This is a genomic window from Pelomonas nitida, assembly GCF_043555975.1.
Lineage (GTDB): Bacteria > Pseudomonadota > Gammaproteobacteria > Burkholderiales > Burkholderiaceae_C > Pelomonas > Pelomonas nitida.
In genome coordinates, this window is record NZ_JBIGIA010000011.1 from 25,239 (window position 1) to 39,578 (window position 14,340).

Consider the following 14,340-nt stretch of genomic DNA (forward strand, 5'->3'; position numbering starts at 1 on the left):
CGCGCACCGGCGCTCAGAAGCTGTGCCGGCCAGAGAGCGTGACTCGCCGGCCAGGGCCGGGCATGACCCAGGACTGCATGTAGGCGCTGGCGTAGTAGGTGCGGTCGAACAAGTTCTCGACGTCCAGCGCCAGTTGTGTCTGCCGATCGAGCTGCAGCGAGCCGGTCAGCTTGAAGGTCGTGTAAGCCGGCAGCACGAAGTTGTCGGCCGCCACCAGCGGCGCCACGGCCCCCTCGCGCGCGCCGGTGTGGTGCAGGCCCACACCCAGCGTCGCGCGTTGCCCGCCCAGTAGCCAGGCCTTCACGAGCAGCACATGGGCGCTGTAGCGCGGCACGTTGGCCAGAGGCCGGCCGACGAGGAAGGCGTTGTTGTCGCTGTGCACGCGGGCATCGGTCAGCGCCAGCGCCCCCGAAAGCCGCAGCCCCGGTAGCAGTTCGCCCGCAGCGTCCAGCTCCAGGCCCTGGCTGCGGACCTCGCCTGCGGGCACCGAGAAGTTGTTCGGGTCCAGCGGATCGGGCGTCAGCACCTGGTTCTTGGCGATGCGATAGAGCGCCAGCGTGGCGCTGAACTTGCCGTCGACGCCGTCGAACTTGGCGCCCAGTTCGGCCGCCCTGCCGCGCTCCGCCGGGAAGGCCTGGAAGCTGCGGCTGACGCCGCTGTTGGGCCGGAAGCTGCCTGCGAGGCTGGCGTACAGCGCCAGCGCGGCGCCGGGCTGGTAGACCAGCCCCGCGCGTGGCGATGTGGCACCCAGCGACTGCGCCGTGGTGATGCCGTTGCGGCGGTTCAGCAGGGCCTGGTCGTAGCGGTCATGGCGCAGCCCCAGCAGCAGCTTCCATCGCGGCGCCAGGTCCAGCTGATCCTGCGCGTAGATGGAGCGCGAGCGTTGCACCTCGCGGGTCCAGGTGTTGAGCGTCATCGGCGGCGCCGGCTGGCCATAGACGGGCGCCAGGATGTCGATCGACGCGGCCTGCGTGGTGCGCAACTGCAGGCGCTGGTCGATGAAGCGGTAGGCGTCGAAGCCGAACAGCACCTGGTGTTTCACGGTGCCCGTGCGCAGCCGGCCCAGCAGTTCCAGGCGGCCGGACAGGTCGCGCGCCGCATAGTCGCGGCTGCGCCGCTGGCGCGCCAGGCTGCGCTCGTCGTCCAGCAGGAAGCGGCCCTCGGTCGACACGCCCTCCAGCGAGCTTTCGCGCTGGCTGAGGCCTGCCTGGACCGACCAGTCCAGGTCGATCTCGTGCTGCAGGAACAGCTGGTGGCCGCGCGTGTCGGTCGTGTGCGGGCCGTCCCCGGGCTCGCCCAGGAAGCGCGAGCGCGGCACGGCGCCCAGTCGGCCCCGTATCGCCACGATGCCGCGGTCGAGCGTGGCCTGCTGCCGCGACAGCTCCATCTCATACGACAGCGTGCTGGCCGTGCCGATCATCCACAGCAGCGACGCCGCCACCAGATGGCGCTCGGAGCGGACCTGGTCGCGGTCGCTGCCGCCCGATTCGCTCGCCAGGTTGAGCCGGTAGGCGAGCTGATCGCTCAGCGGGCCGCTCAGGTCTCCCGTGGCGCGCCGCCGGTCCGCGCTGCCCGCGGACAGCTCCAGCCGGCGCTCGCTTACGAACGTCGGCTTCTTGGTCACGATGTTGACCGTGCCGCCAGGCTCGCCGCGCCCGTAGAGCGCCGACGCCGGCCCCTTCAGCACTTCGATGCTGGCGGTGTTGGCGGTGTCGCGCAGGCCGTTGTAGCCGCGGCTGTAGTTGAAGCCGTTGACCAGATAGTCGGAGCCGAAGTTCGGATCGCCGGTGAAGCCCCGCACCGCATAGCTGTCCCACAGGCCGCCGAAGTTGCTTTGCGCGGCGATGCCGCTGCCGAGCTCCAGCGCGTCCGACAGGCGCGTCACGCCAGCGTCGACGAGCAGGTCGGCAGGCAGCACGCGCACGCTCTGCGCCAGGTCGCGGATCGCCGCATCGGTCTTCAGCGCGCCGGTGACGAACAGGCTGCGATAGGGCTGCCGGGCCGCGGCGACGCGGACGGTCTCCAACTGGTTGATTGCCTCACCCGGCGCCGCGACGAGGGGTTGCGGCTGCGAGCGGGCCGGGGCGCTGGCGAGCGGCAGCAGCAACGCCGCCGTCGTGGCACAGAGGAGCGGACGCCTGGATCCCATGATGGCGCGGTGCTGGATCGTCCCGAGTTGGCCTCGGTTCAATCCTCGCACGCGCCGCCCGGCCGCTCACGCCCGCGTCAGGGAATGCGGCTGCTGAAACCGTTGCCGCAGGAGCGCGCCATGGGCCAGCAGCGGCTGGGCGTTGCTGGCGGCCACGTCCTGCAGTTGCCCGTCCGTCAGCGCGAGCCGTTCCACCAGGGATCGCCCCGACCTCTTGCCATCGGGCCCGGCACGCCGCCGTCCTGATGTGGTCCTGATGTCGCGTGTGATGGGTGCTGCGGTGCCCGCCGCTCCCGCGACGGGCATGCTGCTAATTTACTTCTCGACGAAGGCGCGCTCGATGACGTAGTCGCCCGGCGTCGTCGTGCTGCCTTCCTTGAAGCCGCGGATCTCCAGCATCTCCTGCATGTCTTTGAGCAGCGCGGGGCTGCCGCACAGCATGATGCGGTCGGTCTCGGGGTTCAGGGTCGGCAGGCCCAGGTCGGCCTGCAGCTTGCCGGTCTGGATCAGGTCGGTGATGCGGCCCATGTTCTTGTAGGGCTCGCGCGTCACCGTCGGGTAGTACAGCAGCTGCTCAGCAGCGTACTCGCCAAGGAACTCGTGCTTGGGCAGATCCACCGTGAGGTGGTCGTGGTAGGCCAGCTCGGCCACCTCGCGCACGCCGTGCACGATGACGACCTTCTCGAAGCGCTCGTAGGTCTCGGGGTCGCGCACGATGCTGATGAACGGCGCCAGGCCCGTGCCGCTACCCAGCAGGTAGAGGTTCTTGCCCGGCAGCAGGTAGTCGATCAGCAGCGTGCCGGTGGGCTTGCGGCCGACGATGATCTTGTCGCCGGGCTTGATGTGCTGCAGCTTGGAGGTCAGCGGGCCGTCCGGCACCTTGATGCTGAGGAACTCCAGGTTATCTTCGTAGTTGGCGCTGACGATGCTGTATGCGCGCAGCAGCGGCTTCCCGTTGTCGCCCTTGAGGCCGATCATCGTGAAGTGGCCATTGGAAAAACGCAGGGCCTGGTCACGCGTGGTCGTGAAGCTGAACAGGCGGTCGGTCCAGTGGTGGACGGTCAGGACGGTCTCTTCGTGGAAGGCACTCATGGGCGGTTTCATTGGCAGGTCAACCCGGGGATTTTCGCCGGGAACGGATAGACGGACTTCAGCCAAGGGTCAACGCTGTGTTTCGATGCGCAGAAGCCTCGCTCCCGAGCCCTGGCTGCACGCCTGATCGCCCGGGTTGTAGAGCGCACAGGCCTTCAGCGACAGGCAGCCACAGCCGATGCAACCGGTCAGCCGTTCGCGCAGCTGCTGAAGCGCGGCGATGCGTGCATCCAGCAACGGCGCCCAGCCGGCCGACAGCCGGGCCCAGTCGGCCTTCGTCGGGGTGCGACTGTCGGGCAATGTCGCCAGGGCCGCCTTGATCTGCGGCAAGGTCAGGCCCACGTTCTGCGCTGCACGGATGAAGGCGACGCGGCGCAGCGCGTGACGTGGGTATTGCCGGTGGCCGCCCGCGCTGCGGGTGCCCGCCAGCAGGCCTTCGGCCTCGTAAAAGCGCAGGGCGCTGGCGGCGATGCCCGCACGGCGCGACAGCTGGCCGATGGTCAGCGGCGTGCCGGCTGCCGAGCTTGACTTCAAGTTCACTTCAACTTCGAGCATGGCGGCCATGTTCCCATGAACGGAGTTGCCGATGTTGATGAAGACCGCCGCCGCACCCGCCACGCTGGCCGGGTTGCACCACCTGCTGGACGCCGGGCAGGCGTGGTCCGCCACCTACCGGGGCGCGCTGAGCAACCATCTGCCGATGGCGCAGCAGGCCCTGCTGGAGATGGGCGCCTCGGCCGAGCGGCTGCAGGCTTTCACCGAGCGCGAGGGGACGCACCTCGAACCCCGGGCCGTGGCGCGGGCAGGGCACATCGTCGTCGAGCGAGACCTGGGCCGGCCTGACAGCGACGCCGCCTGGCGCTGTCACTTCGTCGCCCGCATGGCCGAGCTGGGCCCGGCCGCCGCGCTGCGCGAGGCCCTGGCGCTGCTGCTGCCGGGTGCAGGCGCCATCGCCTTCCACGGCCTCATCCGCACGGCCCATGCCGTGCTGGCCGGGCACGAGGGCGAGCTGGTGGCGGGGCTGGCGCACTGGGCCGCTCACTTCATGCCGCTGCCGGTGCGCGATGGCGGGACGCCGCTGCCACTGGCCGACTGGCTGGCGGCGCTCTCGACACTCCCGCGCCCGTCGGCATCGGGCGGTCTCATCACCGGGCGCATGCAGGCCTGGGCCGGCTCACCGGCCTTCGCCGATCTGGCCGGCCGCCTTCACCACGGGCCGGACACGCTGCGGGAGCTGGCGCTGCTGGCGGCCCGCACCTATGCCGCCAGCGGCAACTTCACCGTCCTGCACCTGCTCACCGCCAGCCACGCGATGAGCGTGCTGCAGCCGTGCTGGCCCACGCCCGAGTTGCCGCGTGGCTTCAGCGTCGCGGCGGCGGCCGGCCTGCTGGCCAGCGGCGTGGCACCGGCCCTCGCGCTGGATCGCCTGCCCAGCCGTCCGTGGCCGGCGCTGCTCTCAGCCGCCTGCGCGCAGGACGACGCCCATGTCATCAAGCTCACCCATGCGGCCTGGCGCCTGGGCCGGCTGTGGCCCGACCCGGCCTGGCGCCGCGCGGTGGAGCGTTCGATGCCTGCCTGATCCCTCACTTCAGATGGCGCGACAGGAACTGCTCGATGCGTTGGTAATAGTCGAGCTGGTCCTCAAGCAATGGGAAGCCGTGGTACGCGTTGGGGTAGGTAACCCAATCCACCGACTTGCCGTACTTTTGCAACGCGTCGCGCATGCGCTCCCCGTTCTGGATGGGGACGCGCCGATCCTGCTCGCCGTGCACCAGCAGCACGGGTACTTTGATGCGGCTGGCCTGCTCCAGCGGGGAATTTTTCGCCAACAGCGCATCGTCCTTGACCCGGTCGCCCAACTTCTCGGTCAGCGAATAGCTCTTAGCGTCTGTTGAGATGTCGTTCCAGAAGAAATCGAACATGAAGCGCGGGTCGCTGACTGCGGCAAACGCGATCGCGCAGCGGTACTGGTTGGGGTCCTTGGCCACGCCCATCAGAGCGGCATAACCGCCGTAGCTGGCGCCCATGATGCAGACGCGCTGCGGGTCCACCCAACCGTTTCCCACGGCGAATGTCAGTGCGTCCGACACATCGTCCTGCATGGCCAGTCCCCACTGCTTGAAGCCGGCCCGGAAGTGATTCTCGCCATAGCCTTCGCTGCCGCGGAACTCGGGCTCTATGACGACATAGCCTCGAGATGCCAAGAACTGGCTCTCGGCTCGCCAGATCCAGGTCGCGCCCCGGCTCCAGGGGCCGCCATGGACCAGCACGACAGCTGGTGCGGGTTGGCCGGACAGGCTGCGGGGGCGCGTAATCCATACGGGAAGGTCCTCGCCGTCCCTTGCCTTGGTGCGGTGCAGTTGCAACGGTGCCATGCGCGCTGGGTCCACGCCGGGGCGGTTGCGACCCACCATCTGCCATTCATCGCTCGATGGTGTGAACAACAGCGTCATCCCAGGGTCGGTGTCGCTCGCGGAATGCACCACAAATCGCTTGCCTCCAGTGCATCGGGCGCTGCAGCTCACGATGTTGACCCGACCGGGCAGCTTGGCGTCGACCTTGGCCTGCACTGCGCGCATGCCGGGGTCCAGCCAACTGGTGGTCCAGGCGTCGACCAGCACATGCAAGCCCAGCAGATCGGCGGATTCACGCTCGAACAGAGGCATCAAGCTGCTCGAGAAGCCCGGCGTGGTCAGCAGCGGTTTGGCAGCCATCTGCCGGCTCTCGACATCGAAGTCACGAACTTGCGAATAGCCGTCTGCATCTGCCGTCCTGACCAGCAGGCGTTGGTCGTCGCGAATTGCCAACGGCCACCATGGCATGTCCAGTGTGGGTGCAGTCAGCAATTCAACCCACTTGCCTGATTTGGTGTCAAACCATGAAATGGTGGTCTGCCCCGCCTTGGTACTGATGGCGATGCGAGGCCGCCCGCGACCGTCAAAGCGCCAGTCGTCCGCACGTGGCGCCGACTCGATCAGCGTGGCGACCCCGGTCACGACGTCTAGGCTGTAGAGCGTCGAATCCTCGTACTCACCGTCAACGTCGAACTGGGCCTTGCCGACGAGTACGGCTTGCCCGCCAGGCGCACCGCCGCCGATGTAGTAGTAGTCGGGGGTTAGTACATTTCGGCGGAATACGTCGCGCTCTCTGCCCTTGTACCAGTCGCGCCCGATCAGCTGCCGCGACGTCTTGCCGTCACGGCTCATTACCGACAGGCCCCTGCTTAGGCGGCCGTGCCCGCGGTAGGCCGGGTCGTTGACCTCGAATACCAGCCAGTCATCAGTGACCCATTCGAAAGAGTCCACGTCGTCGCGTGGGCTGGCGCTGATGAAATGGCTGCCTTCCTTGCCTTCCAGGTCGATGATGACGAAACCCACCCGTTCGGCGATTCCACCTCGGAGAGCCGCCAGGTAGCGCCCCGAAGGCGACAGTGCTGCGGCCTGAAGCTCCGTTGGCTTGAAGAATGTCGCCAGCGGCACCGGTTCGTCCTTGGCGGCGGCCTCGACCTGGGCTGGCCATGCCGCGACGGCGACCACGACGGCAAAGAAGCACTGAATCCATCGTTTCATCATGAGTAGCACCGAGTTCGGGCATCGCAGTGCAATGCCTTCGCGTCCTGACAGGAGGCCGATTGTGTGCGGAGTTCTGCCGAACTTGTCTGGTGCGAACGTCGTAATTGATCGGGGTTGACTTCTTGTTTGTTGGAATTGTTGTCCAGTATGATGGAAATTGCTATGTCATCCGTTCACGACCGTATCGCTATCCGGCTTCGCCGGCTGCGTCAGGACGCCGGCCTGTCCCTCGACGCGCTGGCGCACAAGAGCGGCGTCAGCCGCTCCAACATCTCGCTGATCGAACGCGGCCAGAGCAGCCCCACGGCTGTGGTGCTGGACAAGCTGTCTTCGGCGCTGGGCGTCAGCGTGGCGTCGATGTTCGAGGCGGCGCCCGACACGGCCCCCGCGGCCGCGCCGTCGCCGCTGGCCCGCGTGGCCGACCAGCCCGTGTGGAGCGACCCCGCCTCGGGCTATGTGCGCCGCAACGTGTCGCCGTCCGGCGTGTCGCCGCTGCAGTTGGTGGACGTGATCTTCCCCGCCGGCCAGCGCGTGGCCTTCGAGACCTCGGCGCGGGATGCCGACATTCACCAGCTCATCTGGATGATCGACGGGGTGATGGACATCGGCTATGGCGAGGACCGATGGCAGCTGCGCGCCGGCGACTGCCTGGCCGTGCGGCTGGATGCGCCCATCACCTTTCACAACCCCGGGGCGACGGCGGCGCGCTACCTCGTCGCGTTGACGGGAGCCGGGTCATGACGCTGCGTATCGACGTGGCGGACCCGGACGATGCGGACGCGCAGGTGCTGCTGGGCGAACTCTCCGACGCGCTGCAGGCCATCACCGGCGACAGCGGCCGCAGCAGCTTCTCGGCGGACGATGTGCGCGGCCCACGCAGCCGCTTCGTCGTGGCGCGGGATGCTGATGGCCGGGCGGTCGGCTGCGGCGCGTTGCGGCCGCTGCAGCCCGGCGTGGCCGAGCTCAAGCGCATGTATGCGCGGCCGGGCAGTCGCGGCGTGGGCGCGGCGGTGCTGGCCCACCTGGAGGCCGCGGCCAGCGAGCTGGGCTATCGCGCCGTCTGGCTGGAAACCCGTGCGGTGAACGCGCGGGCCTTGGCCTTTTACGCGCGGCACGGCTATGGCCGCATCGAGAACTTTGGCCGCTACGCGGGCAACGCGGCAGCTGTCTGCCTGGGCAAGGCCTGGGCGATGACGATCAAGGAACTGGACGGCGCGCAGGCTGCAGCCCGCGTGGGTGAACTGGCCGAGGTGTTGCGCGACTGCGTGGAGGGGGGCGCGTCGGTGGGCTTCATGCTGCCGCTGGCCGAGGGGCGGCCGGAGGCCTTCTGGCGCCGCGCGGCCGAAGGCGTCGCGGCCGGCGAGCGCCACCTGTTCGTCGCCGAGGACGAGATGGGCCGCATCTGCGGCACGGTGTCGCTCGTCACCGACATGCCCGACAACCAGCCACATCGCGCCGATGTGTCCAAGATGCTGGTGCACCGCCGCGTGCGCCGGCAGGGTGTGGCCGAGCGGTTGCTGCGTGCGCTGGAGGTAAAGGCGCGTGAGCTGGGCAGGACGACGCTGGTGCTGGACACGGTCACCGGCAGCGACGCGTCGCGGCTCTATGAGCGGCTGGGGTGGCAGAGGGCGGGGGATATTCCGAACTACGCGTTAATGCCGGAGGGGCCACCGTGTTCGACGACTTACTATTTCCTAGCCCTATGAGCAAGATGCCGGTGAATGAGAAGGTTGCAGCATGAGAGCCTCGATCAAGATCTTGCTCTACGTGGTGATCGTCGCCTTCCTGCTGCTTGCTTTGATCTTTTGGCTGCAGGGCCGAGCCAAGGCGGCGGCTGGTGGATTGCTGTTTGCCGCTGTGCTTTCTCCAGCGCTGCTTGAAGCCTGGTGGCCAGGCCGCTACTCCCTGAGCAAGCCTCGTGACGGCTCGCCAGACACGTTCGCCAATCGACTGAAGCAGTTCCGCGGCGACCATCCGCGATGGGATGGTCGATTGCTCGTTGCGGTGGTGTTGTGCGTGTCCGCCGTCGCGCTGATCCAGCGGCTGATCGGTAGCTGGGTGTTGCGTTAGCCGGCCCTGAACCCCATCCCCCGCCGTTCCCTCACCTCCGGCTTCGCCCGGTGTTCAGCCTCCAGCTGCGCCAGGAACTCATCCGGCGTGAACGCCTCGCCGAGGATCTCGACCTGATGGCGTACGGCGGCGAAGTCGCCATGCGTCAGGCAGTCCATCGCGCTCAGCCTTGAGCGCTGCTCGCCATCCGGCGCCGCACCGGCCTCGCGCTCGAACATCGCCAGCCGCTGCTCGGGCCGCAGCGCCTTGAAGCGGATCTTGAACGCGAAGCGCCGCAGCGCGGCTTCGTCGAGGTCGTCGAACAGGTTGGTCGTGCAGATGAACAGGCCGTTGAAGCGCTCCATGCTGGCCAGCATCTCGTTGACCTCTGACACCTCGTAGTGGCGCTCCGCATGCTTGCGGCTGCGCAAAAAGCTGTCGGCCTCGTCCAGCAGCAGCACGGCGCCCTCGGTCTGCGCGGTCTCGAACATGCGGGCCATGTTCTGCTCGGTCTCGCCGACGAACTTGCTGGCGATGTCGCTGGCGCGCTTGACCATCAGCGGCCGGCCCAGTGCCTGGGCGATGTGCTCGGCCAGCGCGGTCTTGCCGCTGCCGGGCGGGCCGTAGAAGCACAGCTGGCCACGGCCCGTGCGGCGCAGCGCCTCGACGATGCGCGGGATCTCGAAGCGGCTTTCGCAGTTCAGCAGGTCCAGCGCGTACTGCGTGACGCAGGGGCGGGCGAGGGAGGCGCTGTCGTCGCGGCCCAGCGCCTTGTCGGCGTTGAGCAGCTGGCGTTCGATGAGTTTTTCGGCGTCGCCGGCCGAACCGGCCAATTGAGCGAAGCGAACGGCGGTGCGGATCTGCGCCGGCGTCAGGCCCGGCCGCTCGGCCAGCTTGGCGACGAAGGCCTCGCTGACCTGCACCTCGCTCAGCGCCTTGGCGACCAGACCCTGGCGCGCGCCGGGCGGTGGCGATTTCAGTTCCAGGTGGTACTGGAAGCGGCGGCGGAAGGCCGGGTCGATCTGCTCGATGCGGTTGGTGACCCAGATGACCGGCACGGGGTTGGTTTCCAGGATCTGGTTGACCCAGGCCTTGCCGCTGACCGAGTTGCCGGCGCCGCCGTCCACGCTGGCGTCCAGCCGGCTCAGCAGCGAGGCCGTGTCGCTGGACAGCGGCGGGAACACGTCTTCCACCTCGTCGAACAGCAGCGCCACGTTGGCGCTGGCCTTCAGGAACACCTGGCTGATCTGCAGCGAGCGGTAGCGGTCGCGGCCCGACAACGAATTGCCGTCGCGGTCGGCGTACTCCACCTCGTAAAGGTCCAGCCCGGCGGCGGCGGCGGCCACCTTGGCCAGCTCCGTCTTGCCGGTGCCCGGTGGGCCGTACAGCAGCACGTTGACGCCGGTGGCGTGCGTCGCGACGGCCTGGCGCAGCAAGCCCTTCAGCAGCCCGAGGTCCTCGGCGACGAACTGGAAATCGCTGGTGCCGAGCTGGCTGGCCGTGGCCGGCCGCGTGAACACGGCCATCAGGTCGTGCGGGCCCTGGTACTCGCGCATCAGCACCGGCGGCAGTTGGTCGCTGACCTTCATCAGGTCGGCCAGGTCGGTGATGTTGTGCTCGGAGATCAGGTTCTCGACCATGCCGATGCGTTCCAGCCGCGAGCCGGCGCGCAGGGCCTCGGCCACCTCGCGCTCGTCCACGCCGGCCACGGCCGCGATGGCCGCGAAGGCCTCCTGCGCCGTGTTCACCTTGAACTCCACCAGCGCCCCGCGCAGCTCGCGCTGGTAGCGGGCCAGCGTGCCGTACAGCAGGATGGCGCGCTCGGCCGGATTCAGCTGCAGCAGCTGGCCCAGCGCGTCGATGTTCTTCTCGACCAGCGTGGACTCGCGCTTGAGCTGACGGTCCAGGTGCTCGCAGGTGGTGGCCAGCAAGGCCATCATGTCCTTGGGCGCGTCCTTGACGTACTCGTCGAGGTAGAAGAAGAGGGTGGCCTCGGAGAACGGCCCGCTCCACTGGCCGAAGCGATCGAGGAAGGCCTCGTCGGACAGGGCGTCGTGGCCGCGCCACAGCTCGTTGCCGGCGCAGCGCTGCGCGAGATAGACGCGCAGCCGCTGCAGCACGCGCGTGGGCCAGACGAGGTGGCGGCCGGTGAAGGACAGCAGGCCGTTGAAATCGCGCCGCAGGTTGAAGCGGTTGGCGTGCTTGACGGTCAGCGTCAGCACGAACTGCGAGCACATGCGGTCCAGCACCGGGGCGCTGTCCAGGCCGGGAGACGGCAGCACGCGGGCAGCGGCGGCCCGGGAGGCGGTCTCTGCGGCAGCGGCACGCTTCACCATCGACAAGGCTCCTTGCCCACCAGCAGCGGTCGGCTCAGGCGATCTTGTATCAGGCTTCGCGGTGAATCAATGCAACGTCGCGCGTCGAGTGGTCAGTGCATCACGACGGGCTGCTGGCCCATCACGGCGTATTGCTCGATGAAGGCGTCCAGCTCGTCCTCGGACGGCTCGCCATCGTCGATGAGGGCCTGCACGCCTTGCTGAAACGACTCCGCCAGCGCACCCTCGATGAAGATTTCCTTGCGGGCGAACTTGTCGACGATTTCGAACCCGCCGCGGTTGAGCTGCGGCCCCGGCTGCGGCTCGGCGGCCGGCACGTCGAACTGGACGACGATGAAGCTGTCGGAGTTGTAGAGCATGTGCATGGAGTTCTCCTCGTGGCTTCAACTGCGGGTGGGCCCGTGTGTTTCAAGCCCGCTCGGCTTGAATACTGGCAGAACGGGGTGTTGTTCGGGTCATCCCATATCCCGACAACGTGTAGGAAGCGTCAGAAGTTCACAGGCCCAAGTACGATTTCGTAACCCCTGGTTTCTGGGTCGCCCTGGCGCAGCCGCACGGGCCAATAGCCGCGCGCTGGGTCCAGCCAGAGCTCCACGCCGGGGTCTTGTTCACCCAGTCGCTGGCGGCGCAGATGCAGCCAGCCGGCGTCATCGGCGCCGGGTTCGACCGCTTCGAACACCCATTCGCGCAGTTCGCCTCGCAAGCCGGCCACCCACACGCGCCAGCGCCCGCCCGGCGCGGGGCTGGCCTGCACCAGCGCGGCCAGCTGCAGCCACCAGGACAGGCGGTCCTGCACGCCATCGGGTGCCGGCAGCCTGGCGGTGCTGGCCGAGAAGCTGATGAGCCGCGCGGCCGTGTCGAAGTTGATGGCCTGGCGGTCCTGGCCGTCGCGCTGCAGCGCGAAGCGCTCGGGCGTGAGGCCGGCCATGCCGGTGCGGCCCAGGCTTTCCTGCGCGGGCAGTTCGCGCCCGCCCAGTTGCCGCGTCAGCCGCAGGCGGTAGCGGCCGTCGGCCTGCGGCTCCCATGCCAGCAGGGCCACGCCGTCCTGTCCGTCCTGGCGCAGTTGGTAGGGCCAGGTGGCCGGGCCGGCCAGGCGCAGCGGCGGCGTGGCGGGCGCCGGTTCGGGCTGGTCGGCTGGCGGCGCGGCAGGCTGCGACATTGCCGGTCTGACCGCGGGGGCGACCGGTGGCAGCGTGGTGACCGGGGTGGCTTCGGGCGTCGCCTCGGGCATGGGAGGCGCCGGTGGCTGCAGCCGTGTTGCCTGGATGGCCCGTGGCGGCCGCGCGACGTCGCGGCGTTGCGGGCCGTCGCCGAGCAGGGCCATGTGGCCGATCAGGCTGGCCGCCAGCGCGAGCCAGGCGGCGCGAACCGGGGCGGGCAGGGCGCGCATCGCACAATGCTGCCATCTCTGCGGACTGCTTTCATGAAACTCGCCAGCTATGCCGACGGCTCGCGCGACGGCCACCTGGTCGTCGTCTCGCGCGACCTCACCCAGGCTCACTACGCAACCGGCATCGCGACCCGGCTGCAGCAAGTCCTCGACGACTGGGGCTTCATCGCGCCGCAGCTCGAAGACCTCGCGGTGCAGCTCAACCACGGCAAGCTGCGGCATGCCTTCGCCTTCGAACCGGCCAAATGCCTGGCGCCGCTGCCGCGTGCCCACGGCTGGGCGGTGGTCGACGCCGAAGGCGGCGTGCGCCGCGAGGTGGGTGGCTTCGCGGCGCCGCATCAACCGCTGCGCGCGCCAGCAGCAGGCGAGGCCGTGCTGGCTGCGCTGACCGGCGATCTGGCGGCCGCCAGCGACCGCGCCTCGGCGCTGGACGCGCTGCGTCTGCTGACGCTCGCGCTGGACTGGCGCATCGGCGGGGACCTCGTCGCCACGCAATGCGCGCCGGTGGCCGTCACGCCCGATGAGCTGGGTGACGGCTGGGCCGCCGGCCGGCTGCAGGCCCGCCTCGTCGCGCTGCACAACGGCGCGAAGCTGGAGCCTCGCGACGTGACGGCAGCGCCTGGCGATGCGCTGGCCCGCCTGGCCCGGCTGCGCGCGCTGCGGGCCGGGCAGGCGGCGGGCGTCGCGCTCGGCGCGCTCGACCTGTCCCTCGCGGCGGGCGACAGCCTGCACCTGGACCTCAAGACCGCCGCAGGCCAGAGCCTGTTCGGCGCCATCGACCTCGACATCGCCCCAGCGCCCTCCGCATGAATCGCCAAGCCATCATCATCGACACCGACCCCGGCCAGGACGACGCCGTCGCGTTGCTGCTCGCCGCCGCCAGCCCGGAGCTGGAACTGCTGGGCGTCACGACCGTGGCCGGCAATGTGCCGCTGGCGCTGACGACGCTGAACGCCCGCAAGGTGCTGGAACTGGCCGGGCGCACGGACGTGCCCGTCTGCGCCGGCGCCGACCGGCCGCTGGATGTGCCGCTGGTCACGGCCGAGCACGTGCATGGCGACACCGGCCTGAACGGCGTCGACCTGCCCGAGCCGGCACTGCCCGTCGACCCGCGCCACGCGGTGGACTTCATCATCCAGACGCTGCGCGAGCGTGAGCCCGGCACGGTCACGCTGTGCCCGCTGGGCCCGCTGACCAACATCGCGCTGGCGCTGCGCCAGGCGCCCGACATCGCGCCCCGCATCAAGCACATCGTGCTGATGGGCGGCGGTTTCTTCGAAGGCGGCAATGTGACGCCGGCGGCCGAGTTCAACATCTACGTCGACCCGCAGGCCGCGCACGAGGTCTTCGCGAGTGGCGTGCCGATCACGATGGCGCCGCTGGACGTGACGCACCAGGTGCTGACCACGGCTGCGCGCATCGCCGCCATCCGCGCGCTGCCCAACCGCGTCGGCGCAGTCGTGGCGGCGTGGATGGAGTTCTTCGAGCGCTACGACGAGGAGAAGTACGGCCAGGACGGCGGCCCGCTGCATGACCCCTGCGTCATCGCGTGGCTGCTGCAGCCCGAGCTGTTCACCGGCCGGGACTGCAATGTGCGCATCGAGACCCAGAGCGCGCTGACGCGCGGCATGACCGTCATCGACTGGTGGGCCGTGACGGGCCTGCCGGCCAACGCGCAGGTGCTGCGGCACGTGGACGCGGACGGCTTTTTTGCGCTGCTGACCGAGCGGCTGGCGCGGCTTGGCTGACGAT

The 14,340-nt window shown here is 69.1% G+C and carries 14 protein-coding genes and 1 pseudogene; 7 read left to right on the top strand and 8 right to left on the bottom strand.

Annotated features, from left to right (window positions below):
- Positions 1-13: 13 nt before the first annotated feature.
- The 4 genes from ACG00X_RS14975 to soxR form a co-directional block, all read right to left on the bottom strand.
- Positions 14-2,149 carry a TonB-dependent siderophore receptor gene (locus tag ACG00X_RS14975; protein WP_394488995.1) on the bottom strand — a complete coding sequence of 712 codons (2,136 nt, stop codon included), beginning with the start codon at positions 2,147-2,149 and terminating at the stop codon, positions 14-16.
- A 66-nt stretch (positions 2,150-2,215) separates the two neighbouring features.
- Entirely contained in the window at positions 2,216-2,344 is a 129-nt protein-coding gene (locus ACG00X_RS14980) for a hypothetical protein (RefSeq protein WP_394488996.1), read from the bottom strand.
- A gap of 120 nt (positions 2,345-2,464) precedes the next feature.
- Complete coding sequence (locus ACG00X_RS14985; RefSeq protein ID WP_394488997.1) at positions 2,465-3,241, bottom strand: ferredoxin--NADP reductase; 777 nt, start codon at positions 3,239-3,241, stop codon at positions 2,465-2,467.
- Positions 3,242-3,310: 69 nt separating this feature from the next.
- Complete coding sequence (soxR, locus tag ACG00X_RS14990; RefSeq protein ID WP_394488998.1) at positions 3,311-3,775, bottom strand: redox-sensitive transcriptional activator SoxR; 465 nt, start codon at positions 3,773-3,775, stop codon at positions 3,311-3,313.
- A 52-nt stretch (positions 3,776-3,827) separates the two neighbouring features.
- Here soxR and ACG00X_RS14995 point away from each other — a divergent pair, with 52 nt between their 5' ends.
- A complete protein-coding gene (locus ACG00X_RS14995; RefSeq protein WP_394488999.1) occupies positions 3,828-4,820 on the top strand; it encodes a questin oxidase family protein in 993 nt (330 codons plus the stop codon).
- 4 nt (positions 4,821-4,824) lie between these two features.
- Here ACG00X_RS14995 and ACG00X_RS15000 read toward each other — a convergent pair whose 3' ends face one another.
- Positions 4,825-6,810, bottom strand: a complete 1,986-nt coding sequence (locus tag ACG00X_RS15000) for an alpha/beta hydrolase family protein (RefSeq protein WP_394489000.1) — start codon at positions 6,808-6,810, stop codon at positions 4,825-4,827.
- 165 nt (positions 6,811-6,975) lie between these two features.
- Here ACG00X_RS15000 and ACG00X_RS15005 point away from each other — a divergent pair, with 165 nt between their 5' ends.
- The 4 genes and pseudogenes from ACG00X_RS15005 to ACG00X_RS15020 all read left to right on the top strand — a co-directional run bounded on the left by ACG00X_RS15005 (position 6,976) and on the right by ACG00X_RS15020 (position 8,883).
- Positions 6,976-7,554: a helix-turn-helix domain-containing protein gene (locus tag ACG00X_RS15005; RefSeq protein WP_394489001.1), complete on the top strand. Its 579-nt coding sequence runs from the start codon at positions 6,976-6,978 to the stop codon at positions 7,552-7,554.
- A pseudogene (locus tag ACG00X_RS15010) lies at positions 7,551-7,922 on the top strand (GNAT family N-acetyltransferase); the annotation flags it as partial. The gene ACG00X_RS15005 and the pseudogene ACG00X_RS15010, both read left to right, overlap by 4 nt.
- An 81-nt stretch (positions 7,923-8,003) precedes the next feature.
- On the top strand, positions 8,004-8,519 hold the full coding sequence (locus tag ACG00X_RS15015; protein WP_394489164.1) for a GNAT family N-acetyltransferase: 516 nt from the start codon (positions 8,004-8,006) through the stop codon (positions 8,517-8,519).
- Between the two features lie 31 nt (positions 8,520-8,550).
- Positions 8,551-8,883, top strand: a complete 333-nt coding sequence (locus ACG00X_RS15020) for a hypothetical protein (RefSeq protein WP_394489002.1) — start codon at positions 8,551-8,553, stop codon at positions 8,881-8,883.
- Here ACG00X_RS15020 and ACG00X_RS15025 read toward each other — a convergent pair.
- The 3 genes from ACG00X_RS15025 to ACG00X_RS15035 all read right to left on the bottom strand — a co-directional run bounded on the left by ACG00X_RS15025 (position 8,880) and on the right by ACG00X_RS15035 (position 12,588).
- Positions 8,880-11,198 carry an ATP-binding protein gene (locus ACG00X_RS15025; protein ID WP_394489003.1) on the bottom strand — a complete coding sequence of 773 codons (2,319 nt, stop codon included), beginning with the start codon at positions 11,196-11,198 and terminating at the stop codon, positions 8,880-8,882. The two genes, ACG00X_RS15020 and ACG00X_RS15025, sit on opposite strands and share 4 nt — an antisense overlap.
- A gap of 92 nt (positions 11,199-11,290) precedes the next feature.
- Positions 11,291-11,563, bottom strand: a complete 273-nt coding sequence (locus ACG00X_RS15030) for a BTH_I0359 family protein (RefSeq protein WP_394489004.1) — start codon at positions 11,561-11,563, stop codon at positions 11,291-11,293.
- Between the two features lie 122 nt (positions 11,564-11,685).
- A complete protein-coding gene (locus ACG00X_RS15035; protein WP_394489005.1) occupies positions 11,686-12,588 on the bottom strand; it encodes a hypothetical protein in 903 nt (300 codons plus the stop codon).
- Positions 12,589-12,621: 33 nt separating this feature from the next.
- On the opposite strand from ACG00X_RS15035, the gene ACG00X_RS15040 reads away from it, so the two are divergent.
- The gene (locus ACG00X_RS15040; RefSeq protein WP_394489006.1) at positions 12,622-13,398 is read left to right on the top strand and encodes a fumarylacetoacetate hydrolase; all 777 of its coding nucleotides are present in this window, start codon (positions 12,622-12,624) and stop codon (positions 13,396-13,398) included.
- Positions 13,395-14,336 (top strand): nucleoside hydrolase, encoded by a 942-nt coding sequence (locus ACG00X_RS15045; RefSeq protein WP_394489007.1) that lies wholly within the window; start codon positions 13,395-13,397, stop codon positions 14,334-14,336. The genes ACG00X_RS15040 and ACG00X_RS15045 overlap by 4 nt, the downstream gene beginning before the upstream one ends.
- The last annotated feature ends 4 nt before the right edge of the window (positions 14,337-14,340 follow it).